The following is a 26,251-nucleotide window of genomic DNA, read 5'->3' as shown; positions in this document are numbered from 1 at the left end:
AAAGCTAGTCCTTGAAAAAAATAATCAAATCGCGTACCTTAAAACAATACCTGACAAACTAAACTTAACTGACAACTTTAATACTTAAATTTTTACTGCCTGTCAGATTAAATCTTAACTAATACACTTCAACAGAAGTGAGACATTTTTCTTTTCCATTTTAGGTATTTGCTAGACCGTGGTAAAATATGCCCGTTTCTATCCCAGTGCATTTGAGTAACATCTGGTTGAATAGGTGTTTGTGCTTCTAGTTCTTTAAATTTTCCCCAAGGAGTTTTGTCTTCTAATGCGGAATGCGGCCGTTTATGATTGTAAAAATATTCCCATTCTGAAAGAAGTTTTGGTAAGTTACTAGAAGCATCTTTAAGATTTAGCAAATGATAAAACTCTACTTTATCGGTTTGTTGTGACCTCTCTACCTTTCCGTTTAGGTGTGGACTTTTAGGTTTAATGGGTCTGAATTTTATAAAGTGAACCATTAATTCCTATTGGAAATAAGCATTAAAAAACTCAGCCCCCCAATCAGATTGGATACGTTGAATCGGGAAAGGAAAATTCTCTAAGATTTCATACAAAAATAAAACTACACTTTCAGCGGTTGGGTCTTTGTATTTAAGTGTCGTACGTTTGTATTATAAGAATATTTTAATTAAAGAGCTGGAATAAGGTCACTCAAGTGCTGGTATTAGATACCGTTTTACACGTTCTGCCCCCAGCTCTTTTCATCTTAAAAACTGAATAGTTCGTTGGCCCTTAGAGCCCGTGTTTGCGACGATAGCTTGTAAGATGCGTCAATTTAGTATAAACTTCTAATAATATGAAATATATAGGCATTGATATATCAAAAAGCAGCTTTGTAGCTGCTTTTCCTAAAGGTGAAGGATTTACTACATCTAGATATACAAATGATGTAAATGGGATTAACCTATTTTTGGCTCAACTTGATACATCCCTGCATCACTGTGTTTTAGAAGCCACTGGCAATTATGGCGCTTTATTAGTAGAGATGCTTATAGCAGCTAAGCTAGCTGTTTCAGTTGTTAATCCAACGCAAATCAAACACTTTTCTAAGGCAATGCATCATATAACTAAAACCGATAAGGTAGATGCGCAACTTATTGCTTTATATGGTGCTAAGATGGAACCTAAATCCTACCAAATGCCTGTAGCGCGTATCCAAGCCTTAAAGCAACAAAAAACACTTTTTTCACAGTTGAAGAAACAACTTACGATGTCTTATAATTTGTTAGAGTCTTTTAGTGTGTTGCCTAAAAAAGATGCTGTAACCTTAAAAGTGATCAATCAAAATATAGCTTCTTTAGAAGAACAAATAGCCTTCTTAGAGCAAGAAATGCTTACTATTACACAGGAACGCTGTAAAGAACTCTATAGACAGATCAGTTCTATTAAAGGTCTTGGCAATAGAACGACTATGGAGCTTATCGTTGCCGCTAGTGGCGGTCACCATTTTGAAAGTGCTAAACAGTTCTCTAAATACATTGGGCTAGCGCCTACTTATGAACATTCAGGCTCATTGGTAAGAAAAAAAAGCCATATTAATCGTCATGGCAACCCGGGGGTTGCGTTCTTTGCTCTATGTGGCATCTTGGTCAGCTATACGCTTTAATAAGGCCTGTAAGCACTTTTATGAGCGGTTAAAAGAAAGGGGTAAACCTAATAAAGTGGCATTGCTTGCAGTAGCTAACAAGCTTATTAGACAAGTATTTGCTATCATGAGGGATAATACTGTTTATGTAGATGGCCATGTATCTAAATTAAAGGTCAGCACTTAGCCTGCCTAAAGAGGAAAGATAATAATGTATAATTTATTATTTGATTAGGAATATAAATTAAAAATATAACAGTTATGATGTGGACTTATGGATAATTTTATCAAGTTATCCATAAGTCCACATCTCAAGCAAAATAAACCTTAACAATGAAATATTTTTATCATAAAAAATTTGATTATTAACATAGTTCGTAAATAGATACTTTTATTTGACAGTCAATAAAATATATTCCTTAAATTGACGCCATTGTGTGAACAGATACGTATAACGACCTGAAGCACAAAATGATGGAGTAGGTGGCTGTTACTTTACAAAATCATAACCCAATACAAAACCTAACCCATTGATACCTATTATAAACCCAGAACTTCCCCTAAACTCAAAACCAAAATCCCAAGACCAATCCCAATAGCAAGCAATGGATTGGTTGAAACTCCTATCAGGCCTAATACCAAAAATAGAGTGATACATCTCCAATAACCCTTGCTCAGCTATATTTTGTATATCCTGAATCGTCACACTACGTTGGTCACTAATATATTTACCTTGCTTTAAAACATCGTACAATATACCTTTGAGGACAGCCGTATCAATATGGACAGGGCAATATTGTTTTTTTGCTAAACCAGGGAGTATCAATAGGAAACGAGGGCCTACATAGCATACTAACTTGCGACTTTTTTCCGGATACAACCGCAAAAAAAGCGGAAAACTAATGGCATGAAATTGTATATGGTCCAAACCAGCATGTGTTATATACCCCTCATCTTTAGTAGATAAAGCATTAATTTCATTGATCACACGAGGTCCAAAAGAAAATAAACTTGTATCTAGTAACTTTTTGCGGTCAACAGAAAACTCTATCGTAAAAAAACAGCTATAGCTATAACACAACCCAGTTTGCAACCCTACGCCATGTAAAGGATGCCATTCTACAACGGGCCCAATGGCTACTTCACCACCAATAGTCCAATGCTTTTCAATGATCTTTTTAGTCCCTTTAACCCAACTTTTTATACCAATATGTAAAATTGATTTCGTTTTTTTATCAAAAAAACCGTCTTGTTGCACTAGATCAGTGCAAGACTCTAACGCAACAGCTGGATGATGACTGACTAACCCTATCCATAATCCAAACAGAAAGGCAACCGCTTCTCTTTTCTTTACCACGTCTATCCAAATGTAATATTGAGCACAGCATGCACCAAATAATTTTTTATAGCCTGCTTTATCATATATGTAAAATTAAATAAAGGGAGGTGGTAGGACGCTACCGCTATCCTTATCATTACTGTTTTAATAGACCCTTCTGACTTAAAAATCCCCCTATTCATTCCATAACGCTACATCTGTAATCCTATACTTAGACAGTAAAGTTCCCTTTGCTTTAATGGTTTTAACCGCAACTTTTTCCAAATCATATATAATGGACCGTTTTTCATTACCAGTAGAATCTATTAAATAGTGTAATTGCAACTTGGGTGCTGCAGAAGAAGTAACTAACCTTAACACACAATCATCTGACTCTGAAAGGAATAGGTTATAACGCTTATCTAAAACCCGCTTATCGACTACAAAACGTTTTACAAAATAGTTTTGCTGTACATGATTATAATAAACCACTGACAACAAATGGGTGGCGCTTAATCGCTCTATAAGGGCAATGCGATCAGGCATAAGTTGAAAAGGAAGAGGATAGGTAGTGACTAGATAATACCCCTCCTTAAAGACCAAAAGTATGGGATCCGTTGGACCAAAAACGCCGAGTAATTGCCCTTTTTCCTTAGGTCCTATGCGACCTGTAGCCGCATCATACCAGAGCGTTACTTCAGCCAATGTAGAAGGTCCCTGTCCTTTCCGTTGTACCTTATAAATGGAATGTTTGGTTAGGATATTGCCTTTGGCGCTACGTCCTTTTACAGACAAATCAGCAAAATTAAATTCAAACTTTTTTTTAGCTGTTCTACTGATAGGAGAAAGTAAAATAGTAACGGTTTCTGCCGCCCCATTGGGATGCACACTTAAATAAACTACTCTAGAACCCTGTGTGCCTAAAGTTAAATCATAGGTTTTATCACGGGTCACACCCAATACTTGAAAGCGCTTGGCAAAGGCAATACCAGTGGCACCATCTACATAAATAAGATGATAACAACGCCTACTGTCTTTCTTCTCATAAACGGAAACATGTATAATATCTTTGCCTATAAAAAGCTTATCTGCTATTTTAGTGACCACATATTTCCCATCTTTACCTATTACAATCACATCATCTATATCTGAGCAAGGCTCGACAAATTCTTCTCCTTTCAACCCATAACCTATAAAACCTTGCTTACGATTTACATAAAGCTTACAGTGCTTAACCACCACATCATGGCGCTCAATAGGATCAAAACTGGTTAATATCGTTTTTCTTTCCCGGCCTTTGCTATACTTTTGCAGCAACCCACTATACCAAGCTATGGTGTAATCCTTTAGGTTCTTTAAATGGTGTAGGGTACGCGCTAAATGGACTTGCAGCTGGGCTAATGTTTCCTGTGCACGAAGGCTATCATATTGTGAGATACGTTTGATCTTAATCTCTGTTAAACGGACCAAATCTGCTTCTACAATGGGGCGATAAAAATCATAGGACTTAAGGTGATCTGCTATAGTCGTCAATAGGTCTTCCCAAGTCTTACACCCCTCTATTTCCCTATAAATACGGTTTTCAATAAATATTTTCTCCAAACTGGCAAAAAACACCTTCTCTTTTAATGCCTGCTGCTCTAAAAGTAACTCTCGCTCCAACAAATCAGTCGTACGGGCTACGGTATAGGTTAAGAGCTCAGGAACCGTTACAAAAACAGGTTTTTCATCTTGAATCACACAAGCATTAGGTGCATAGCTTACTTCACAATCTGTGAACAGATAAAGTGCATCTATAACGGTCTCTGCCAATTGACCCGGCAGTAAATGCATCAGGATTTCAATATTTTCTGCAGTATTGTCGACTACATTTTTAATTTTTATCTTTCCCTTTTCATATGCTTTTAGAATAGAATCAATTAAACTAGTAGTAGTAGTCCCATAAGGTATTTCGGTGATAACCAATGTTTGTTGATCCCGTACGACGATACGGGCACGTACCCGTACCTTTCCTCCTCTTTTGCCCGCATTGTACTGGGTACAATCTGCCAACCCACCTGTAGCAAAATCTGGGAATAAACTAACAGGCTTCTCCTGAAGCAGGTCTATAGAGGCTTCTACCAATTCTATAAAATTATGGGGTAAAATTTTAGTAGCCAATCCTACGGCAATGCCTTCTACGCCTTGGGCAAGCAATAAAGGAAATTTAACTGGTAAAGTGCGGGGCTCTTTTTTTCTGCCATCATAAGAGAGTTGCCAAATGGTAATCGATGGACTATATAAAATGTCCTTTCCAAATGGCGCAAGACGCGCTTCTATATAGCGCGCAGCAGCCGCACTATCCCCGGTGCGCAAATCGCCCCAATTCCCCTGGGTATCTATCAATAATTCTTTTTGGCCTATAGCTACAATAGCTTCTGTAATAGAGGCATCTCCATGCGGATGGTATTGCATCGTTTGCCCTACAATATTGGCAACTTTATTGTAACGGCCATCATCGATTAGGTGCATCGCATGAAGAATGCGACGCTGCACAGGCTTCAAGCCATCTTCTATAGCTGGTATGGCACGCTCCAAGATGACATAAGAGGCATATTCTAAAAACCATTGCTCATACATTGCTTCCATAGGGGCTACAGCAGAGGCTGCATGACCTGGACCATTAGAGCCATTTGTTCCGTCGTATGTTTGGTTCATAGCGTTCAAGAAAGTAAACCGCGTACTCGACTGACTAGCGCCTTTGCGCAGCTTCTGTTAAAAGCTCCATAGCCTTCCCTTTCCCTTCAAAGCCCTTTACTTTAACCCATTTTGCCGCATCTAAATCCTTATAGTGACTAAAAAAATGTAGAATACGCCCTTTTAAGAGCGTACTTAACTGCTCAATATGATCAATATGTGCAAACTCAGGTGCTACTTTTTGCATAGGCAATGCAATAATTTTTTCATCAAAACCAGCTTCATCCTCCATCAATAATACGCCAATAGGCCTAGCTTTAATAACCGCACCAGGTATAATAGGATAGGTAGTTGCCACCAACACATCCGTAGGATCTCCATCTGCAGAAGATGTATGCGGTACAAAACCATAGTTACAAGGATAATACATAGCCGTTGGCATAAATCTATCTACAAATAAAGTACCAGAGGACTTATCCATTTCATACTTTACAGGATCATGATGCATCGGAATTTCAATGATGACAGGTAGCTCATTGGGAAAATCATCCCCTAAGGATATTTTTTCTATATTCATTCCCTTTTATATTTAAATAAATAATTCATTACAAGCATGATGTAAACGAATGGTCTCATGCGTGATATACCCCTACAAATTACAAATTTGTTATCAATTCAGTAACATATTGCAGCCTATACTTAGATTTTTACTGCCCCCTATAGATTAGATAGGTTGTATAATATAGTGTATCTTTATTATTTATTAGGCTTCTTGAGCAACGTTACTGGGTATTTGCACGTCGATCCAAGGCTTTCATTCCTCATCTACGTCTAGTACGTTGTAGCTTTATCCGCCGTGTGTAAAATATAAACACGTGGCAAAAGAAGTCTGTGCTCAATAGCATGAAACCCACAACCTATATGGCAGAGCAAAAAATAGATATACCACTAATTGGTGCCCACACCTCTACGCAAGGAGGGCTCCATAACGCGTTACTACATGGTGCAACAATAGGTGCTACTGCTATCCAACTTTTTACCAGCAACCAACGCCAATGGACAGGCAGACCTATGCACAAATTAGCGCTAGATAAATGGCACGATACATTAGAGAAGACCGCTATGCGCGCAGTGATGAGTCATGCGAGTTATCTAATCAACTTGGGCTCTAACCAAGAAGCCTTATTAACCAAAAGTCGTGCGGTTTTTGTAGAAGAAATAACACGTTGTTTAGCTTTAAACATCAGTTATTTAAACTTTCATCCAGGTGCTGCAACGGGTGATAGTATGGACGCTTGTTTAGACCGCATTGTGAAAAGTTTATGGTCCCTCGAGCCACTTTTCCAACAAGAAACTACTTTACGCTTGCTGATAGAAACTACTGCAGGCCAAGGCTCTACGGTCGGCCATTCCTTTGAACAGTTGGCCTATATAATGAATCGGGTCAAAGAGCGGGTACCCATTGGGGTTTGTATAGATACGTGTCATATTTTTGCGGCAGGATATGATATTCGTACATTGGCTGGGTGGGAGGATACATTGACCCAATTTGACACAATCATTGGCCTCCAACATCTCTATGCCCTACATGTGAATGACTCCATGATGCCACTTGGTTCAAGAAAGGACCGACATGCAAACCTAGGTGATGGGACCATAGGCATGGATGGTTTTCAAGCTATGATGCAACACCCAGCCCTTCGGATGCTGCCTAAATATCTAGAAACACCCAATGGAGAAACCATGTGGACAAAAGAAATAAAACTATTGAAAAATTTGTATGGGTACCATTAGTTGAACAATGCATAGCGTCCTCTTAGGCGCAATCCATTCTAGCACAGAGCTAGAAATGGGTAATGCATATACGTCGTTACCCATGTACGCCAATAAAAAGTTGGCACACAGTAAAAGTAATGAAACGAGCCGTTATGCAGATGGCACTTTCAGCGACTTTTTGCCGAGGGCTTGATTTTTTGTCCACTTTTTTATCAAGAAAAAAGTGGGATAAAATTCATTATTAACCAATAGAGAAAATAGATTTTTTTATTTGAAAATCAATATAAATACCCCTTAAGTTGACGCCATTAGCTGAACACATACCAGTAGCTTTTAAGGCATACCATGTCCTTTTGCGTAATTTTCTAATGCGCCTTAAAAAGGTAACCAGTTGCATAGAATGGCTCAAGAATGCTCGATGCAAGGCAAATAACTCACTAGTTATCTCTTTTAAATAGACACCTAATCTTTTAACCCCATTATGGCAACTATGTGCAAGCCTTTCAAAATCTCTAGCTAAGTGTGCCCAACACAGTTGTCGATGGGTGGGTGGGAAATAATGGTATACGGCGTATCTATCGCTAATCACAATGGAGTTTTGATGATTTAAACCACTATTTTCTAGAACTTTTCTACTTCTTGAATGCGTTAGTTTAAGAAGACTGGCCATAGGCGTGGTAAAGATCCAACACCAACCCAATTTACCACTATTAAAGTGAGAAGTTTCATCTATATGAATCAAGTTACTTTGCTTAACTGTTTCCTCTATAGCTTGGTAAGCTGATTGGCATTTTGAACCTACTCTAGCTTCGCTATTGGAGATACTACCAAGGCTGATATCAAGGTTAAAAATATCTTTTAATATATCCGCTACTTCTCTTTTAGAGTTTTTGTAAAAGCCCGTTAAAGCAGCAATCACTGATTTAATTTTAGGGCCAAATGTATCTCCTGTAACACCTTGAGGGAGAGAAGCTGCGTAACGTTTGCCGCATTGTCTACAACGACCGTGGTGCACATGATAGTTGATTACATAGGGTTGAATATCCGGCAAATCTACTTTTTGATGAATATAAGGATTAGAAGATGGCGTTATAGGGCCACCACAGGTGCATGCATCTGAAATAGGTAAATCTATAACTTCATCTGATACCATCTTACTACGTGTAGTACCTGAGTGACCAGGCTGGCCACCTCTGCTACGGCTGCTTTTTATTGTATTCCGTTTTAGCTTGTACAATTCCCTAGAACTGGGAATAGAGGAGTTCTTTGAGGTTAAACCTAGACGATCTTTTAATCTACAATTTTCATTACGCAGAGTGCTATTTTCTAACTCTAGTAAAGAAATTTCTGACTTTAAAAGGACAATCTCTGATTGTAGGCTTAGAATGATAGATGAAAGATCCTCCATGGGATCATATTAGGAAAAATATCAAAAATACGCTTATGCCACTCTGGGATAAACTCATGCTTAGAAAACGATCCATAATTGAAACCATTATAGATCAGCTTAAAAACATTAGCCAAATAGAACATTCTAGACATAGAAGTATACCTAATTTTTTGGTCAATTTGATAGCTGGAATCTCAGCTTATGGGCTAAAAGAGAAAAAGCCTTCTATAACTAATATATATGGCTGATCTACAATAAAAATAATAACGAACTCAGGTCTACTGGAAACTTTTGCCAATTGTTTGCCTCAAATCGTTTCATTATCTTTTCCGTGTGCCAAATGCATAGCCTTCTTTTCAAATGCGCTTATGCCCGGGAATTTGCAGGAGACAGGGCGCGCAAAAAAGGCTAATCAAAGAATGACCAGTGTATGCCAATATCGGCTGCTTTTTTTAGGCCAGGATAAAATGGCGTGGCAAAATAGGCTGCTGGTGTATGAAAATATTCGTTGATATAACTGTATTTAAAGGAAATCTTTAAATTATTGATGCGCACATTGCAAAAAATGTCTACAATCGGTCTGCCCTGTACAGCAAATTTGTTTTGGCGGTAAAACTGCTGTGCCACTACATCATAGCCATCTCCATAGTAGAGCTCTTTAAAATGTACATTTAGACCGGTTTCTATCTCCATCTTTTTATCGAAAGGTTGGTGTGCATAATAGTACCGGCCTGTATACATATAGGGAGGGAGATAGCCTGTAAAAACTTTGTCCCCTTTGCTGCTTTCCTTGAGCAACATCGTTAGGTGATGGTCAAGATGGAAATAAGTCAAGCAACAAATGTTTAGGTTGCCTTCTAGCGAAAATAGGTAAATAGGGTGGGTTGCTTGCATAGGCTCAGCGATGCAATGATCCGCTGTAGGGTCGACTTTCCTGTAGTAGATATGATGGTTTAGCTTTTTAAAAGATAGCATGGGCTGAATGGCTATGTAGGGTGCATGATACCATAGCGCTGCATCTATAGCTTGTGTAGAGGGTGCGACAAAATCCTTATCCCATAGCCTGTGTCTGCTATAGCCATACGCTACTATATAGGGCGTTTTATGTTTAATGGTATGCAAAGCAACCTTAAAAAATTTGCCTTGGTAGGCTACATTTAGTTTATGATAGCCTCCTTGTTGTAATAGATAGACGCCATCTAACGCCAGCTTCTGCTGCCCTATGAAGTTCCATCGTGTATAGCCACCTAGGTAATGTTCTGTTTCCTTTTTTTTTCCTTGTAAAGGATGATGGTATGCTGCTGATTCAGGCTTAGAGAAATGATAGTTTAAATAAATCTTTTCAAGCCTATAATGTAGTGCGTAACATAAATTGGGTTGTGCTATATCGCCTTTTATCCCTACCTCATTACCGAAAGATTGCATGACCACCCTGTTATCCTCCTTTTCAGGTGCAGCATGGGTGTCATAAGCTATAAAATTCAGTAGGGCGTCATCTAGATTTTCAATCGTGCTTCCATTCATTTTGGAAGCATAATGCAATTCATGGTATAGTTGTAGCGGTTTGCTCCACTCATAATGGTGGTAGAGGTAAAAATTCCGCCTGCGATCTTTATGCATACATTTCTTTTTTTTGTCAATTTTGTTTTCCATGTATGGCTCTGCTAGGAGTGGAAAAGAAGATTGGTAACGCTTACTTGGATTTTGTTCCTTAAATACAAATGAGTCCTTACCTGAACGTACGCCTCCAGTTGCTCTAGCCAGGTATTCTCTATGTGACCAACTTGTGAATAGATGGTAGGCGCCAGATGGGCTTTTAATATGGGTAAAAAGGTCAAAGCAGGGGAAGGCATTAACGATTTTATCATCTTTACGATGCGGCCATTCATTCTCGGTCATGGCACCATACCAATTGGTGCCTATATGCCAAGTCTCCAGCAAGCGTTGGGTGTAGCAGCTATTAAATATGAAACTACCCAAATTGGCTAGCACGACATTAAAATATGCATAGGCTTGGTGTGTGTCGTAGTAACGTATATCTTCAGGGTGTGGAAAGTAACCATCATAAGCAGAGAGCCCATAGGTTGCACCTATATGTTTTGGGAGCTTATAAAAGATAGGCTGCGCAGCGGTCCAGTGGTTACCAAGATCTTGAAAGTTGTAGTGATGCTTTTCTGCCACTGTAAAACGGTCCATTTTGGTTACAGAACGATCCACCCGATGATAGGTTCTGTAGTTGTGTTTTACTGCTCGTGGGGTGATAAAAAAGGTGGAGGTGGCAGTGACTTTTTCCTCTTGAGGTTTTTCAAAAATATCTTCTGCTTGTTCTGCTCCATACGTGCGCAATGGCAGGCCAAAAACTAAAAAAAACAAACTATATCTCCACCAAATCGAAAGATCTACCATTATGATTTACTACTTAAAAAATGAGCTATTCGTTTAGTTAAAAGAATTTTAGTCTTACTTTTTTTAATCAATAAAGTAGCATACAAATGCCTTTGGATTAAGTAAAAAATAAGATAAAAATTCTTTTTGCAAGGTATAATAAATTTTATAAAAATGCGTTTTTTATATCGGTTAAAAACCTAAAGCTTCCATAATTTTTGTTTCAAAAATGGTTTGCGTTTCTTGCGTAAATCCCATCTCCATAGGTATATAAAAGATAGGTAATGGGGATAATAGTTTCCTCCAAGGGAGGTCTATTAATCGTACATAATCTTTTTCTGTGGTTACAATAGCTTTATCTGAATCGCTTAAGCTATGAAATAGACGGGTGATGGCTGATGCATCAGCAGCGCTGAACCAGTGATGATCTGGGAAAGCCAGGTGGGTAATTTGATGGCCATTGCTTGCTAAATAGTTTCGTAAAGGTAGGGGATCTGCAATACCTGTTACCAGTAATAAGGTAGTAGGTAAGCTAGTCTGCTTCCGATTGCTCATTCTGATCGGAGGATGGTAGATGATATGGGAAAAAAAGATCGCCACTGCTTTGGTATGGTATTTTTGTATGGCTATTTGTATGGGACCCATCTTGGAGGGGGGTAGGTTGGCTGGCGTTTTGGTAACCAAGATGATGTCTGCACGGGAGGCTCCTTTGCGTGACTCACGCAGTCGTCCCAATGGTAGTAGGTGGTCCTTAAAAAAAGGCCGATGAAAAGTAGTCAGTAAAATATTTAAGTCTGGTGTTAGGCGCAGGTGTTGAAAAGCATCATCTAAAAGAATCACCGCCACATTCGGCCTATATTCCACAATTTTTGCTACCCCTTTGGCTCTATTTTCGCAAACCGCAATCGTTACATTAGGGTGATCCATAAAATGCCTGTATAACAGGTAAGGTTCATCACCAGCTGTTAAAGCAGTGTCCAACCCATTGATTACTTTAAAGCCGATGGATTTGCGTTTATACCCTCTACTAAGCACGGCGGTGGGGTGCTGCTTGGCCAGCAGTTGAACCAAATAGATTACCAAAGGTGTTTTGCCCGTACCGCCTAATGCAAGATTACCTATGGCGATCACTTTAGGTTTTTGGTAGAAAATACTTTTTTTTAATTTCTTTTTGTAAAGAAAATTACGCAGCGCAACCACACCACCATACCCCCAACTGAGTATTTGTAGCCCTAGCAAATACATAAGATCTATCTCGAAAATAATTGACTGTATTACACAAATAACGATATATTTGTTATATTAATCATCATGCAGCGCTAAACCGATTAACCTTGTATATTGAACACCACAATGACCATAAAAGCACCCAGATATAGTGATACGGTGGTTACTATAGCTGATATTATCAACTGCTTGGAGCAAAAAGTTCAGTTGAGTCAGCATAGTATAGCCACGTCTGGCGTTGTAGTCGGTGATATAGGTAATGTAGTAACTGGTATCTTAATTGCCCTGGATATAACGGAAGCCCTCTTGGAGGAGGCTGTCGAAAAAGGATGTAATTTTATAATTGTACATCAACCTATTTTTGTTGAGCCCTTAGCTCAAATTATACCAGAGAGTTATGCAGGAAGGTGTGTGATCAAAGCGATACAGCATGCACTTACGATTTATGTTTTTAGCAGCAATTTAGACCATCTGGGTCGGGGAACCAGCCATAGAATGGCTAATTTGATTGAGTTACAGCAGACTCGCCCCATTATGCCGCACAAGGTTATGTTGTATAGGTTAACTACTTTTGTGCCCCCTCATGCGACCAAACCTTTAATGCAGGCTTTATGTCAAGTAGGCGCGCTATTGGCCACTCAAAATTTAACAGGTGTGGCGGCTTGTGCTGCTGATGCAAGGTTAGAATTTGCACAAGAAAGTCAACTGGCTTTTATCGTTCCTATGCCTTGTAAAGAACAAATCATTCAAACTTTATTGCATGTCCATCCTTATGAAAAAGTTACCTACCATTTAGAGCAAGTAGAAGTCATTGTAAACAGTACTGGTAGTGGTCTACTAGGTACGTTGCCCATAGAGTTACCAGCCAAATATTTTTTGAAATATATTAAAACAAAACTCACTTTAGCCCATCTTCAGCATACCAATCATTTCGATCGTCCTATCAAAAATGTAGCAGTTTATGCTGGAAGTGGTGGTTGGCTACTCAAAGAAGTACTACACAAAAAAATAGATGCATTTATTACAACAGGGTTACAATACGAGCAGTTTTTAGAAGCGAATGGTAAAACCTTACTGATTGATATAGGGTATCATGCGACGCGATTGGGTTTGAAAAGGCTAATCCTTGCATTATTATCAAAAGAATTTAATAATATTGTAATATTGCGCTGTAAAACTATTACCAATCCTGTGCATCATATTAACGACTAACGAATGGATAAAAATATTGCAATTAAATTGACCAAACTATCTGAACTACAGGAAACAGATACGCATCTTAATGATATTGCTAAGCTTAGAGGCACCCTTCCGGAGGAGCTATATGCATTAGAAGCGCATATAGAAACGTTATCTGCAACCATACAGGAGCGTACGGCATTATTAACCGAGTTGCGGGAGGAGGTAGTGCATAAAAAAGCATTTATCAAGCAAGCGGAAAAAAAGCGCCAGCAGTACGAAGCCCAGCAAATGGAAGTCCGTAACAATAGGGAGTATGATGCGATTACCAAAGAACTTGAATTGCATAAATTAGATATTCAACTTGCAGAAAAATTTCTACGTACTGCTTATGGCAACATAGAGCAAGAGGAGGTGCATTTAGAGGAATTCTGCAAACTTTTAGCGTCAAAAAAAGCTGATTTGATTTTAAAAAAAGAAGAGCTTAAAATCATCTTACAAGCAAGTGAGGCAGAAGAGTGTAGATTGCATGAAAAAAGAAAAGAGACAAGAGCCATGCTAGGTGAGCCTTTATATCTTGCCTATGAAAGAATTAGAAAAAATGTGCCGAACAATTTGGCAGTAGTCCCGATTAAAAAAGGAGCCTGTGGTGGATGTTGTATCGTTATTCCTCCTCAGCAAAAAATAGGCGTATATGAGCGCAATAAAATAGTACTTTGCGAACATTGTGGTAGAATGTTAATTGCTTTGGAACAGCCTATAGATGCCCTTTTATTCGTTAGCTAGGGCATAGGTGAAGCCGTTAAATTAAAGTGGTGTAATAGCAGTGTTTAAAGCTGTTACCGTAGGTTACTTACCATTAAGAGCAAAAAGTTATGGCAGAGGAAGCATACTCATCTCAGGATCTGAGATTTTTTGAGAAAATTCTTTTAGAAAAATTAGAAAAGGCGAACCATGAGCTTCAAGTTTTGGAAAAGGTTTTGAGTCGTCAAGAGGCAGGGCTTGAGCCTGCTGGAAAACCATTTGAAGAAAATGCAGAAGTAATAGAGACAGAAAACGTAGGTCAGTTAGCGGAACGTCAACAAAAGTTTATCAAACAAATTGAGCTTGCGATTCAACGCATTAAAAATGGTACGTATGGTATTTGTGTATTAACGGGTAAGGTGATAGATAAAGAACGTTTGAAAGTTGTGCCGCATACGATGTATGCAGTGGATGCAAAATTACATACAAAAAAATAAGTACAATGGCTAAGTTGTACGCGTCCTATCCTCTGATTCTATTGTGTTTTGTATTGTGTCTCTGATACGGTTAAACAAATACATAAGTAACGCTGGTATTTGTGCTAGAAGGGAAGCAGATCAACTGATTCGGTCCGGGTACATTTCAGTTAATGGGGAAGTGGTACAAAGGGTAGGTACAAAAGTACCAATCGATGCGGTAGTCACCTATAAAGGAGTTGTGTTGCACGCAGAAAAGCGAAGATATATCCTATTAAACAAGCCAAGGGGGTATGTAACCACCATGCGAGATCCTGAGGGGCGCAAAACAGTTTTGACACTTATTAGTAAAAAGTATTGTCCAGAGCGTATTTATCCCGTTGGTAGACTGGACTATGATACCACAGGGCTATTGCTGCTTACCAATGATGGGGATTTAGCGCGTAAGTTAGCACATCCTGCTAGCAGGGTGCCAAAGATCTACCATGTAGTGTTGAACAAGGCGCTAGCCATTGAACATTTGCATGCGATTCAACAGGGTATTCTATTAGAAGATGGCTTGGCCAAGGTAGATCAGGTGGAAATGGTAGAAGCAGATCCTACGCAAATAGGTATGGTTATTCATATGGGCAAGAACCGAATTGTTAGAAGGATTTTTAACCATTTGGGTTATCTGGTGCATAAATTGGATCGGGTAGGCTATGCCCATCTTACTAAGCAGCATCTGCCTCGGGGTAAATGGATCTTTATAGAAGATAAAGCGGTTCGTAAACTTAAAAGTTTGGTATAAGTGCGCACATCTACACCACCTAAGCCTGTTCTTTTATTGATTCTCGATGGTTGGGGCCATGCTTTAGCAACCCGTTATAATGCCATTACAGCTGCAAAAACCCCCCATTGGGATCATTTACTGCAGACTTATCCGCATACCCTCTTGGAGGCATCTGGTGGTGCAGTAGGTTTACCAGAGGGCCAAATGGGCAATTCAGAGGTGGGTCATTTGACGATGGGTGCAGGTCGCGTGCTGGAACAAGACTTAACCCGTTTGAATCGAGCGATTGCAACGGGTGATTTCTTTACCAACCCTATATTTTTATCCGCTTTACGTAAGGCCAATCCACCCGCCGTTCATATCATAGGGCTACTCTCCCCTGGGGGGGTGCACAGCCATCAAAAACATATAGATGCCTTGCTAACGTTGTGTAGTCAAATGGCTATACAAAATTGTTATATTCATGTCATTCTAGATGGGCGTGATACCCCACCCACTAGTGCCGCCACATCGATTCAGTGGCTACAAATGAGATGTGCCCAAATAGGACTAGGTCAAATCGCTTCCCTTACAGGTCGCTATTATGCCATGGATAGAGATCATCGTTGGGAACGTACCCAAGCGGCTTATCAGTGCATCGTAGCGGGTCAAGCCTCCTATAGCGCTGCCACGCCTTTAAGTGGGCTGCAAGCAGCTTATGCGCGGGGTGAAACCGATGAATTCGTACAACCTACTGCCTTGCATGCGCCAGGTCAACCGCCTATAACGATTGCATCAGGAGATATTGTATTTTTTATGAATTTTCGTTCAGATCGTGTTAGGCAATTGAGCCGTGCTTTAACTGATCCTGATTTTGCACATTTTACACGTGCCGCTTATCCCCGTTTGGGTGACTTTGTCTCCTTAACAGCCTATGCAGCGGATATACCTAGTCGTATCGCTTTCCCTCCTTTATCTAAACAAAATGGGTTAGGCGCCTGTCTCTCCCAAGCCGGTTTTACCCAGTTGCGTATTGCAGAAACAGAAAAATATCCCCATGTAACTTTCTTTTTTAATGGAGGCATTGAGCAACCCTTTCTAAATGAAACCCGTTTGTTGATTCCTTCTAAAAAGGTAGCTACCTATGATCTGGTACCTGAGATGGCTGTTTCAGAGATTACCGATCAAGTAGTCCAAGCCATTCAACAGCAGACCTATGATGTGATCATTTGTAACTTTGCCAATCCAGATATGTTGGGCCATACCGGTAACCAATTGGCTACAGAAGCGGGTATTACAGTTGTAGATGGTTGTATAGGTAAAATCATCGCTGCTTTAAAACAGCAAGGCGGAGAAGCTATTATTACAGCTGATCATGGGAATGCAGACTGCATGTATGATACAGCCTTACAGCAACCCCATACCGCACACACCCTAGCACCGGTTCCCTTGCTTTATGTGGGGCGTCCTGCTTGCTTAGCCGCTGGTGGCAGCTTAGCAGATGTTGCACCCACTTTATTGGCTGTATTAGGCTTACGACCTGCTCAAGAAATGACTGGAAAAAGTTTACTTAGTTTTAGATAAGTTAATTTTTATCCAGATTGTTGTGTTTAGCTAAGAAATTTATATAGTGGTCTATCTCTTTCTTGGAATGAAAGAATATCTGTCCATAGTTTACTAAGTGATCAGAACTGATTGACATTAAATTATAACAATGTAATGTGTTATCAATATGTTTTTCTACGTTGTTATGATAAACAGGATCGTCTTTAGATTTCTCAAGATTTGTAAAGCTCTTTGTCCTACATAATTGACTTCGTACAGAAATCAGTATGTCATGTTCATCGCCCTCTTTGCCAGTAGTCAGCTTTGCATATTGTTGATTTAATACATTAACGTCTTGTCTCTTATCCTCTGAAAAATCAAAATATTCAGTTAAGAGGTCTATACAACCGGCCATAATTAGTGTAGGAATCCCGTTCTTTTCTCCGCGCAAAAGGTTAGTTATACGCTTACAAACATCAGAACCGATACGGATGTCGGCTATTCCTTTAAAGCGGTTGCCAATGCTGCTCAACTTTCCGTTGAGTATGCTGACTGCTAGCTTTCTTTCTATTTTTTTCAAAAAAGGATTTAGTATGATACCCTATTGCTTCCAGGCCTGGTTTTGCCTGTTTGTTAAACTCATTTATACTAGATTTAGTATTTTTAAGTACATCTGTGCCAGATAGAGGTACATGGGCGAGCGCTAAAGATTTAATATTCAATGCATCTCTATAGTCGGCTGCTATAATACCAGCTACTAACCCACCCTGGCTATAGCCAAATAGATGGATAGGTAAAGCTTTAAGCTCTTTTTCGGAGTATTGTGGAAATTTACAACTTAATGTTTTTTGTATCTCTTGAATAACTTCTTTTGCTTGCGTATCTATCGATCGCCATGCTGATTTGATACCTTCTCTACATTTTGGCTGAATGATCTCAATAGCTTTACCGAATGTGTCCTCTGCCACATATATGATCGGATCCTCTTCAGATGTATCCATAGTAAGGCCATGCAATAATACCAGCACAGCTTTGGGAAGAATCGTGCTGGCTTCTTGATGCTTAAGTTTGGTTGGTGCGCAACTTGTATTTTTCTTTCCTTGGTTGCCTACAGGAAGATCTCGTTTACCCTTAAAGGGGTTCTCTACACGCTTTAGCAGTTTCCCTACTGATTTATCTAACTTATCATCCAGTTTATCTTCCTTTACCCGTTTATTTAAATTAGCTTCCAGTTTATCGGTAGGTTCGAACGCTAAAGGCTTTGGATTGTGTTTTTTTCCCTTAATTGAACTACCATTGATTTTACACCTACACTCAATGTATGCAAAAACTAGAAAAAAAAGGTGTTTTTTGATGTTAAATTTGAAGATAAGCTAATCGGAAACATTTAGTATCTGTTCACGATACTGGTTGATAATGAATTTTATCCCATTTTTTTCTTGATAAAAAAGTGGGCAAAAAATCAAGCCCTCGGCAAAAAACTGCTGAAAGTGTCATCCTACAGATGGAAAAACAGAAAGCGCCCCCTTTGGGGGCTTCAAAGGAAACTGTTTTTCCTAATCATCTGTAAAATGCCACTTTCTAAACCGCGACTTTTTTCAGGGGCGTTGTTCTTTTAATGCAAAAAACCAGTGACTTGAATAGATACAACATTTATAATAAATATGGTCCCATATTTAGATTAATTTTAAAATTTAAAAAAGTATAGTAGACTTTAATAAATTTATTAAATTTTAACTATTTGTTTGTTATACAGTCTTTTGAAGCTTCTATATTCTTATTCTTAAGTTGGCACGTTTGGTTAAACGGATATATATATTTTTAATTTAACGAAGTTAAGATGTCAAAGATTCATTCCATTACTGCTTATGAAATTTTAGATTCGCGTGGGCATCCAACGGTAGCAGCTGAAGTAAGGCTGGTCTCAGGAGAAAGGGGCTATGCGAGTGTACCTTCCGGCGCTTCTACTGGTGCATTGGAAGCAGTAGAGCTAAGAGATGCGGATCCCAAGCGGTATCATGGCAAGGGCGTATTAAAAGCAGTAGCGCATGTCTGCGCTGTGATTAGCGAAAATTTAGTTGGTAAAGCTATTCATGACCAAGCTGGTTTAGATGGGTTAATGATTGCGCTTGATGGCTCGCCCAATAAGTGCCGTCTGGGTGCGAATGCGATGCTATCTGTTTCTTTAGCCATTGCTAAAGCCGCTGCTTTACATCTCCGGCAACCATTGTACCAATACTTCGCCGGTTTAATAGGTGCCAACTATAGGATGCCTGTTCCTATGATGAATATTATCAATGGGGGTCTACATGCAGACAACTCACTTGCGATACAAGAGTTTATGATTATACCTGTAGGGGCGCCTTCTTTTCGTGATGCATTGCGTGCCGGTGTAGAAGTTTTTCATCTATTAAAGGCTTTTCTTAAACAAAAAGGGCTCAGTACCAATGTGGGAGATGAGGGGGGCTTTGCACCCAATCTACGGGGCACTACAGAGGCCATTGAAGCTATTTTAGGGGCGGTGACCCAAGCTGGATATAAAGTTGGCCAAGACATCTATCTAGGCTTAGATGTGGCCAGTACTGCTTTCTATAGGTCAAACGGGACCTATTATATGGAAGATAAGCCATTCACTAGTGCAGAATGGGTAGCTTATTGGGTAGATTTGGTTCGGCAATATCCGATTATCAGTATAGAGGATGGTATGGCTGAAACAGATCATATAGGTTGGAAACAATTGACGCAAGCACTGGGGGAGCGGGTACAGTTGGTAGGAGATGATCTCTTTGTGACCCATCCTAGCCTATTACAGCAGGGCATAGCAGCAAATATAGCCAATGCAGTGCTGGTTAAATACAATCAGATCGGCAGTTTAACAGAAACATTACAAACCATTTCGCTAGCAAAAAAAGCCGATTATGCTTCTATTATTTCGCATCGATCTGGAGAAACAGAAGATACTACGATTGCTGATTTAGCCGTGGGCACTGGTGTAGGTCAGATTAAAACAGGTGCGGTTTGCCGTACAGATCGGGTCGTTAAATACAATCGTTTGTTGCATATTGAAGCAGATTTACAAGATACCGTAACCTATGCAGGGCGTTATGCTTTTGCCCGGTTTTTAGATAAGCTATAACGAATAGGTATGGCTGTAGTTTTTGTATCAGGGGGTGCTGGGTTTTTTGTATGTGTTCAGGAAATGGCGTCAACTTAAGGGAGATCTATTCTAACACAGCGATGGAAATGGCGAATTCGTACGGCGCTGCTTATGTCCGCCAATAAAAAGTTGGCACACAGTAAAAGTAATGAAACGAACGGTTGTTTCATCTGTAAGATGCCACTTTCAGCCGCTTTTTACCGAGGGCTTGATTTTTATCCCACTTTTTTCTTGATAAAAAAGTGGGATAAAAATCATTATTAACAAGCATCGTGCACAGATACAAATTTTATACCAGCTGTTGAATAAACTGGATGATATCGGTTAAGATTACATCTGCATAAAGTACCGGTATACATTGATCTACAAATAAATTAGGATCTATGGCAACCAAGTTACGCGCATGGAGTATGCCCTTATATATCCGTCTTTTTACTTGAGGATGGTGGGGCCAATCCATAGTTATACACCTGGTGTTTGGGTGGGTTGGATTGATGGGAATCAGATTATTTGAGTTATCTTCTCTGCCTAATTGACTGGCTAGCGGAATCAGCGTATCGTGTCTTCCCCATTTTTTTCCTGTAATCAGTAGTGCATAGGCCTCATTTAGCGCCTCTATAGTTCTAGGCTGGGGGGCTGTTTTAATGTGAAATAATCTTAAAAAATCATTCTGATGGGTCGCAATCAGTAGACAAGGGATCGTTCTATTTTCTTGTAGAAAGTGAGATACACCTTGTATGCATCTACTATTTGGCGCTATGTCTTTTAACCCATTGACAGGTATCCAGCGTGGACGTATAAGCATGCGCATCCATACCTGCAAGGTCATACTCCACTTGATCCTAGATAGGGGGTAATCAATAAGTTGCAAGCCCGCTTTTGCTTGGGATATAAATGCCTGCACATCCCTGCGGCTCCGTTCAAGTAGTGGCGTGCCCATTAGTGGCGCATTAAGTGTAATGATGCACACTATGTTGAGCTGACTTTTATAGGCTTGCCCTAAGTTACAAGCCAATACACCACCTTGACTATAGCCAATGATAATAAGTGGAAAAGAGTGAGGTTCCTGATGATGGCGGATCAGTTCAAGTTGTATCCACTTTAATAACTCTTCTGCTTGCTGCTCTATAGATTGTATGACAGACTTTAGCTGGATCCTAGAGGTTGGCTGCATGATGAGGACCGATTGGCCAAATTGGTTACGCAACTTGGCAGCGATGGGCTTCGGCTCATCTGCTTTGGCGTATAAACCATGTAAAAGTAAAACGGAAAAAGTGGGTGTTTGCGTGAGTTGATGCATGCTATTTTTTTGTGTTAACCTAGTCTACTTGGTGCAGATGTAACCGTTGGACTGCTTTATACTCGAGGTTCAAAAGAGGTCTAGCCCATTGCTGCAAGTTAAGGAAAATAGCAACTACTGTTGCAGCCTATAGAAGAGGGGGCTACTTGATCGAGCCATAGCTTATGCTTTGGCGGTTTCAGAGAACAACTTGGCCATATTTGCGCAGGATGTAATTAAGTTGGTGTAGGCTGCGCTTAAACTACAATCTACCCTACCTAGATGAATCATAACTAGGTATACATCGGATAGATAGGTATTGAGTATCATTTTATTGGCATTAGATTGTATCACTGCATTACATCTTAATTCAGATTTTGTACTAGGGCCATTTACACTTGTTTGCGCAAGCATCATACTATAATGGCTTATAGAAAAATGAAGCAGTAGCCTAATAACACTGTAGAAATAAACCGTATGCATTAATCTATGCACACTATTTTCTAGTGGTACTAAGTTAGGTGTATCTATTGAAAGGGCGTTAAGGTCTGCTTTAATAGACTCAATAAGCGCATGCCCTTTTGTTCGAATACCATGATCGTATTTTGATTTCAATCTATGAAAATAATTGTCCAGGCATTGGTAGATAGCCGTTTTTTTCAGGTGCTGCATCTCTATCGATAATGTTATTTTTACGCATGCAATTTTTTAATAGATTAAAGTGCTTTATTAAATACTTTGTCTTATTTTTAAAACGTGCATTTATGATTTTTTCTATGGATTTTTTAGCCTTATTTACAATGCTGTTATGATGTATCTCCGATTCTGAATTCTTTCCTAACTGATTTATAAATAGATCATTTATTCTATCTATAGTCTCTTCCTTTAGATGCTTAAATAATAGATGTGTCAATTGATCTCTTAACGCGTCATCAGTAGATAATGGACCATCGTTATAGGCTAGCTGAAAATTATCTTTAACTATTGCTCAGGAAAGCCATGCCTAGCCATAAAATCAGGGTAGACTGTTAAAAATAACTTATTGCGCAATGCAATATAGGCTCCTGGATCTAATTCACTAACTCCCGATTGCATCAAATGAACGATGTGATGATCTCTAACCAATAGGTGACATAATAGACGAAGCACCTCTTCATCTTGAGCCACTGTATCATACTTATTTTTATCTCTATTAAGTTCAATGTATTCAAGGAGATATCCTATTGCCTCCTCCTTAAATTTGTTTGTAAAGTTATTTACATGTTCAGAAATAGGTTGCGTAGAGGGGGTGCTTTGAGGAAGTGATGCATTACAAGAACAGCCTAGTGGTTTATGTGCATGACTATGACTACCCAAATAGGAACTATGACATGACATAAAAGAGAAAAGCGTTAGCCAGAAAGATAGGTAATAAAGTGGTCTATGGATTTGCATAAGATGTAAGTTAAATAGATAAATAAAAGCAAAATGGCTTGCGCCAAGCCCTTCTATTAACTTTCCTTATTTAAATATACAAATTTTAAAATAAAAATTGGAAATATGATTTATTATATATATTTTAAATAAAAATAATATTTGCAACTGTGACTATTCCTTATGCTAAAAGAATAATGCTCTTATAAAAAGTTGCGATTAGCAAGTAGCGTTTGACAGATGCATGAGCAGGTCAGTAATAAGCAATGTTAACTTTTCTTATCACAGCTTTCGACGGAAGTATAGTGCATATGTTTATGGCGCACTTCAAGTATCGTATGATTATGTGCGAGCGCATCGAGCTTTTCGTCGATAGCTTTGGTGTGCAAGTGATCTAAAGCACTGTCCCATTCGTCCAGTAGTAGTAAGTTATTTTTACTGTTTTGCAAGATGTTTAGCAACATTTTCCAGTGTTGCTCTCCAATTGAACCTTCTATCGTTTCTATACCAAGCATAATGTTAGGTCCCCATAGAATGGCTTCAGGATATTCATTTTTAATACGCCTTAATAGAGATGATTTGCCACTTCCATTATGGCCTGTAATGAGAAATCTTCCTTGAGGAAGATCGCCACGCTTCACGTGACCCAGAAACAGATTTGAGGTCCAAACTTGCTGGGTAGGGCCTTTGAGGCAATCCAACATAATAGCTAAAGTATCTGATGGACCAATCAATGGTTGTTTAGGCAATTGTGCTACAAATCTATCAAGGTTACCGATTTTGGTATACAAAAATACCATATTGTTTAAGCTAGTACAGAGGGCATGGATATTTTGTAATAGTTGTAAAGCCCGTGGAAGTACCGCTACAAGCGCTCCTAAAGAAGCCAGATGGCTAATTACCTGATGTCGTGCTACTATAATGATGATTGGGACCGCTATTAAGATAGGTAGGCAACTAAATAGCTGTTCTATTATCTTATGCCGTTGTATCAATATAAATAGTTGTTCTATCGGCTGTTTAGCTATGTGCTGTGCTTCCTCGGCATATCGTTGATTACCAAAAAATAGATTATCCCAAATGCGATGAACGGCATGTAAAGCATCCAGTTTCTGCAATTGTATCTGATTGGATAGTTTATGGATCAAGGGCTTTGCTAGCCTCATCGATAGGGCAGCAAGGAGCAGCGCAGAACAAACTGCTAGGGAGGTCTGTATGCCTAATACATATGTAAAAGCAATAACCGTAAAAAGTATATTCAAAAAAACAGAGACCCCATCTACAAAAGTGTGGCTAGCTTCTTGAAAAGTTTGAAAAGACTCTCCAGCTATCCAATTCTGAGTGGTTACCTTATTATGGGCAGTTGCTAAGCGGATATCACCCTTTAGTTCCTGAAAATTTTTTTTGTAATAGTATGCCCAACAACTATTAGACAACTTAGTTTGAAAGAACAGTGCGGATGCACCTAGTAGATAGGCCCATGCTACCAATGCAAAAAATAGGGTGATGTGCCTAAGGACAATTGTTGGACTATATGCAATAGTCTGTCCTGCTAACCCAATGTAGTAAGTGGACAACCCGATAGCCACTTGTTGGAAGCCCACTAAGATGTAGTAGTTAGGATTTAATCTGACAGGCAGTAAAAATTTAAACTCTATAGTTGTCCGTTAAGTTTATTGTGTCCGGTATGCTTTTAAGGTAAGCGATTTGATTATTTTTTTCAAAGACTAATTTTTTGCTATCCTCCCAAGTTTGTATAGGTGTTTTGCCGTAACAGTACTTTCCAGAATCTGGTCTCTCAATGGCGTCAACTTAAGGGATATTTATATTGATTTTGAGGATAATATATATAATTTTATATATATTATTTTGTTTATTATCATAATGGTGTATTTTTTTATTTTATTTTCCGGTAAAAAAGTGTAAGATTCATTTTTTTATGGGATCGTTTTTAGGGAAGAATTTTGTTTCAGAGGGCCCATGCTAAAGGTAAAAATATCTTTACACGCAAAAGAAAGTTGACCTTTCCGATAGTATTTTCTACCATTTTACATTTGGTTAAAAGGAGTTTAGGTATAGAGTGCGAACTTATGGAGCCCTTATCCTGCAAAATACCCCCTTCTAAACAAGCTTTTTCTAAAGCAAAATATAAATTTGCCCATACTGGCTTTAAAGAACTATTGCAAGACAGCATGCGCATAGCTTACCAAGAGGATCCTAATTATGGCACATGGAAAACATACAGGCTTATTGCCGTAGATGGTTCTTCTATACGTCTGCCCGTTTCTTCAGAAATTATATCGCAGTTTGGCCGTTTTAAACCAAATGGAACCAACGGAACTATGCCTCCTTTAGCCAGAGTATCGCTATTTGTCGATTTGTGCACATCACTGGTTTGTAATGCGAGGCTTGCTCCTTGGAATGTAGGGGAAGAAACGTTAGCAGCATCGAAACTACCTGAAGTGATTGAGCAAATGCGTGCGTTAAATCAAGATAAGCTATTATTTATCTACGACCGTGGTTACACCTCCGTAAAGTTTATTAAGCAACACAATGACTCTAAAGTAGATTTTATTTTTCGTGTCCAAGGTAATAGTTATAAAAAACTATGGAAACGGGTTGAATCTGGAGAGGCAGATTTTGATTGTATCGTAGAGAGTAAGGATAAATCTATTAGCCAACAGGTAAGGGTAGTAGCCTTTAGGCTGTCTAATGGTAAAAGAGAGGTTTTGATTACTTCACTCTTTGACCGAGAGCAATTTACATTAGAAAGTATCAGTAAAGCTTATGCCTTGAGATGGCATATAGAAGAGTGCTATAAACGACTCAAGGTAAGCGCAGAGCTAGAAAACTTTTCTGGTACACACTTAGAAGCTGTATTACAAGAATTTTGGGCCCATTTAGTTATGTGTAACCTATTAGCACTCCATATGTGTGATGCACAAGGGCCGTGGAATCCAGAACGAATTGCTGAATATCGTTTAAATTTTTCAGTCCTATTTGGAGTAATGAGTCAAAAGATGTATCAAGTACTTATCGGAAAATATGAAGCTGAACATCTTCAGAAACTCTTCGATACAGCTTGTATACGCGCTAAAGTCAAAATACGAACTGGAAGAGTATATACCCGAGATAAGGTTGATAAACCAAAACAAAATCACGTCTTTAGAAGAGTCTGTTAATCAATTATAATACCTTAAGTTGTAGTAGTCAAGATTTAATCTGACAGGCAGTAAAAATTTAAGTATTAAAGTTGTCCGTTAAGTTAAATGTGTCAGTTAGGTTGTTAAGATAAGCGATTTGATTATTTTTTTCAAAGACTAATTTTT

Annotated in this window: 22 protein-coding genes and 2 pseudogenes; 10 read left to right on the top strand and 14 right to left on the bottom strand. The window is 39.0% G+C overall.

Features of this window, described 5'->3' with window-relative positions:
* Nucleotides 1-128: 128 nt before the first annotated feature.
* Nucleotides 129-479: an integrase core domain-containing protein gene (locus NLX65_RS02365; RefSeq protein ID WP_260536794.1), complete on the bottom strand. Its 351-nt coding sequence runs from the start codon at nt 477-479 to the stop codon at nt 129-131.
* Between the two features lie 338 nt (nt 480-817).
* Here NLX65_RS02365 and NLX65_RS02360 point away from each other — a divergent pair, with 338 nt between their 5' ends.
* Entirely contained in the window at nt 818-1,627 is an 810-nt protein-coding gene (locus tag NLX65_RS02360; RefSeq protein ID WP_260536791.1) for an IS110 family transposase, read from the top strand.
* Between the two features lie 469 nt (nt 1,628-2,096).
* Here the strand turns inward: NLX65_RS02360 and NLX65_RS02355 are convergent, their stop codons facing one another.
* The 3 genes from NLX65_RS02355 to ppa form a co-directional block, all read right to left on the bottom strand.
* Nucleotides 2,097-2,963, bottom strand: coding sequence for a hypothetical protein (locus NLX65_RS02355; RefSeq protein WP_260536788.1), 867 nt, complete (start codon nt 2,961-2,963; stop codon nt 2,097-2,099).
* A 156-nt stretch (nt 2,964-3,119) separates the two neighbouring features.
* Nucleotides 3,120-5,621 carry a DNA gyrase/topoisomerase IV subunit A gene (locus tag NLX65_RS02350; RefSeq protein ID WP_260536785.1) on the bottom strand — a complete coding sequence of 834 codons (2,502 nt, stop codon included), beginning with the start codon at nt 5,619-5,621 and terminating at the stop codon, nt 3,120-3,122.
* A 34-nt stretch (nt 5,622-5,655) separates the two neighbouring features.
* Entirely contained in the window at nt 5,656-6,177 is a 522-nt protein-coding gene (ppa, locus tag NLX65_RS02345) for an inorganic diphosphatase (protein WP_260536784.1), read from the bottom strand.
* 326 nt (nt 6,178-6,503) lie between these two features.
* Here ppa and NLX65_RS02340 point away from each other — a divergent pair, with 326 nt between their 5' ends.
* Nucleotides 6,504-7,394 (top strand): deoxyribonuclease IV, encoded by an 891-nt coding sequence (locus NLX65_RS02340; RefSeq protein ID WP_260536783.1) that lies wholly within the window; start codon nt 6,504-6,506, stop codon nt 7,392-7,394.
* 223 nt (nt 7,395-7,617) lie between these two features.
* Here the strand turns inward: NLX65_RS02340 and NLX65_RS02335 are convergent, their stop codons facing one another.
* Nucleotides 7,618-8,784 (bottom strand): IS66 family transposase, encoded by a 1,167-nt coding sequence (locus NLX65_RS02335; protein ID WP_260536780.1) that lies wholly within the window; start codon nt 8,782-8,784, stop codon nt 7,618-7,620.
* An 8-nt stretch (nt 8,785-8,792) separates the two neighbouring features.
* Between NLX65_RS02335 and NLX65_RS02330 the strand changes: the two are divergent.
* Nucleotides 8,793-9,014 (top strand): annotated as a pseudogene (locus tag NLX65_RS02330) (transposase); the annotation flags it as partial.
* Nucleotides 9,015-9,174: 160 nt separating this feature from the next.
* On the opposite strand, the gene NLX65_RS02325 reads toward NLX65_RS02330, so the two are convergent.
* Entirely contained in the window at nt 9,175-11,139 is a 1,965-nt protein-coding gene (locus tag NLX65_RS02325; protein WP_260536776.1) for a putative porin, read from the bottom strand.
* A gap of 204 nt (nt 11,140-11,343) precedes the next feature.
* Nucleotides 11,344-12,396 (bottom strand): tetraacyldisaccharide 4'-kinase, encoded by a 1,053-nt coding sequence (lpxK, locus tag NLX65_RS02320; RefSeq protein WP_260536773.1) that lies wholly within the window; start codon nt 12,394-12,396, stop codon nt 11,344-11,346.
* A 108-nt stretch (nt 12,397-12,504) separates the two neighbouring features.
* On the opposite strand from lpxK, the gene NLX65_RS02315 reads away from it, so the two are divergent.
* The 5 genes from NLX65_RS02315 (at nt 12,505) to gpmI (ending at nt 17,112) form a co-directional block, all read left to right on the top strand.
* Nucleotides 12,505-13,590: a Nif3-like dinuclear metal center hexameric protein gene (locus tag NLX65_RS02315; protein WP_260536771.1), complete on the top strand. Its 1,086-nt coding sequence runs from the start codon at nt 12,505-12,507 to the stop codon at nt 13,588-13,590.
* Between the two features lie 3 nt (nt 13,591-13,593).
* On the top strand, nt 13,594-14,343 hold the full coding sequence (locus tag NLX65_RS02310; RefSeq protein WP_260536767.1) for a zinc ribbon domain-containing protein: 750 nt from the start codon (nt 13,594-13,596) through the stop codon (nt 14,341-14,343).
* Between the two features lie 89 nt (nt 14,344-14,432).
* Nucleotides 14,433-14,798, top strand: a complete 366-nt coding sequence (locus tag NLX65_RS02305; RefSeq protein WP_260536764.1) for a TraR/DksA family transcriptional regulator — start codon at nt 14,433-14,435, stop codon at nt 14,796-14,798.
* A gap of 55 nt (nt 14,799-14,853) precedes the next feature.
* Nucleotides 14,854-15,567, top strand: coding sequence for a pseudouridine synthase (locus NLX65_RS02300; protein ID WP_260536760.1), 714 nt, complete (start codon nt 14,854-14,856; stop codon nt 15,565-15,567).
* A complete protein-coding gene (gene gpmI / locus NLX65_RS02295) occupies nt 15,568-17,112 on the top strand; it encodes a 2,3-bisphosphoglycerate-independent phosphoglycerate mutase (protein ID WP_260536758.1) in 1,545 nt (514 codons plus the stop codon).
* A gap of 1 nt (nt 17,113) precedes the next feature.
* Here the strand turns inward: gpmI and NLX65_RS02290 are convergent, their stop codons facing one another.
* Nucleotides 17,114-17,653, bottom strand: a complete 540-nt coding sequence (locus NLX65_RS02290; protein ID WP_260536756.1) for a hypothetical protein — start codon at nt 17,651-17,653, stop codon at nt 17,114-17,116.
* Nucleotides 17,580-18,074 (bottom strand): hypothetical protein, encoded by a 495-nt coding sequence (locus NLX65_RS02285; RefSeq protein ID WP_260536753.1) that lies wholly within the window; start codon nt 18,072-18,074, stop codon nt 17,580-17,582. The genes NLX65_RS02290 and NLX65_RS02285 overlap by 74 nt, the downstream gene beginning before the upstream one ends.
* An 839-nt stretch (nt 18,075-18,913) precedes the next feature.
* On the opposite strand from NLX65_RS02285, the gene eno reads away from it, so the two are divergent.
* Nucleotides 18,914-20,209: a phosphopyruvate hydratase gene (eno, locus tag NLX65_RS02280; protein ID WP_260536751.1), complete on the top strand. Its 1,296-nt coding sequence runs from the start codon at nt 18,914-18,916 to the stop codon at nt 20,207-20,209.
* Nucleotides 20,210-20,519: 310 nt separating this feature from the next.
* Here eno and NLX65_RS02275 read toward each other — a convergent pair whose 3' ends face one another.
* From NLX65_RS02275 to NLX65_RS02255, 5 genes and pseudogenes are all read right to left on the bottom strand, one after another.
* Nucleotides 20,520-21,530: an alpha/beta hydrolase gene (locus tag NLX65_RS02275; protein WP_260536748.1), complete on the bottom strand. Its 1,011-nt coding sequence runs from the start codon at nt 21,528-21,530 to the stop codon at nt 20,520-20,522.
* A 162-nt stretch (nt 21,531-21,692) separates the two neighbouring features.
* Nucleotides 21,693-22,181: a hypothetical protein gene (locus NLX65_RS02270; protein WP_260536745.1), complete on the bottom strand. Its 489-nt coding sequence runs from the start codon at nt 22,179-22,181 to the stop codon at nt 21,693-21,695.
* A 309-nt stretch (nt 22,182-22,490) separates the two neighbouring features.
* Nucleotides 22,491-22,886 carry a hypothetical protein gene (locus tag NLX65_RS02265; RefSeq protein ID WP_260536742.1) on the bottom strand — a complete coding sequence of 132 codons (396 nt, stop codon included), beginning with the start codon at nt 22,884-22,886 and terminating at the stop codon, nt 22,491-22,493.
* 305 nt (nt 22,887-23,191) lie between these two features.
* On the bottom strand, nt 23,192-24,526 hold the full coding sequence (locus NLX65_RS02260; protein ID WP_260536739.1) for a hypothetical protein: 1,335 nt from the start codon (nt 24,524-24,526) through the stop codon (nt 23,192-23,194).
* 43 nt (nt 24,527-24,569) lie between these two features.
* Nucleotides 24,570-24,722, bottom strand: a pseudogene (locus tag NLX65_RS02255) (IS481 family transposase); the annotation flags it as partial.
* Between the two features lie 161 nt (nt 24,723-24,883).
* Here NLX65_RS02255 and NLX65_RS02250 point away from each other — a divergent pair.
* Nucleotides 24,884-26,104, top strand: coding sequence for an IS4 family transposase (locus NLX65_RS02250; RefSeq protein ID WP_260536796.1), 1,221 nt, complete (start codon nt 24,884-24,886; stop codon nt 26,102-26,104).
* The last annotated feature ends 147 nt before the right edge of the window (nt 26,105-26,251 follow it).

This window comes from Candidatus Cardinium sp. TP, from assembly GCF_025215055.1.
Lineage (GTDB): Bacteria > Bacteroidota > Bacteroidia > Cytophagales > Amoebophilaceae > Cardinium.
This window is presented reverse-complemented; position numbering and strand designations above follow the sequence as displayed.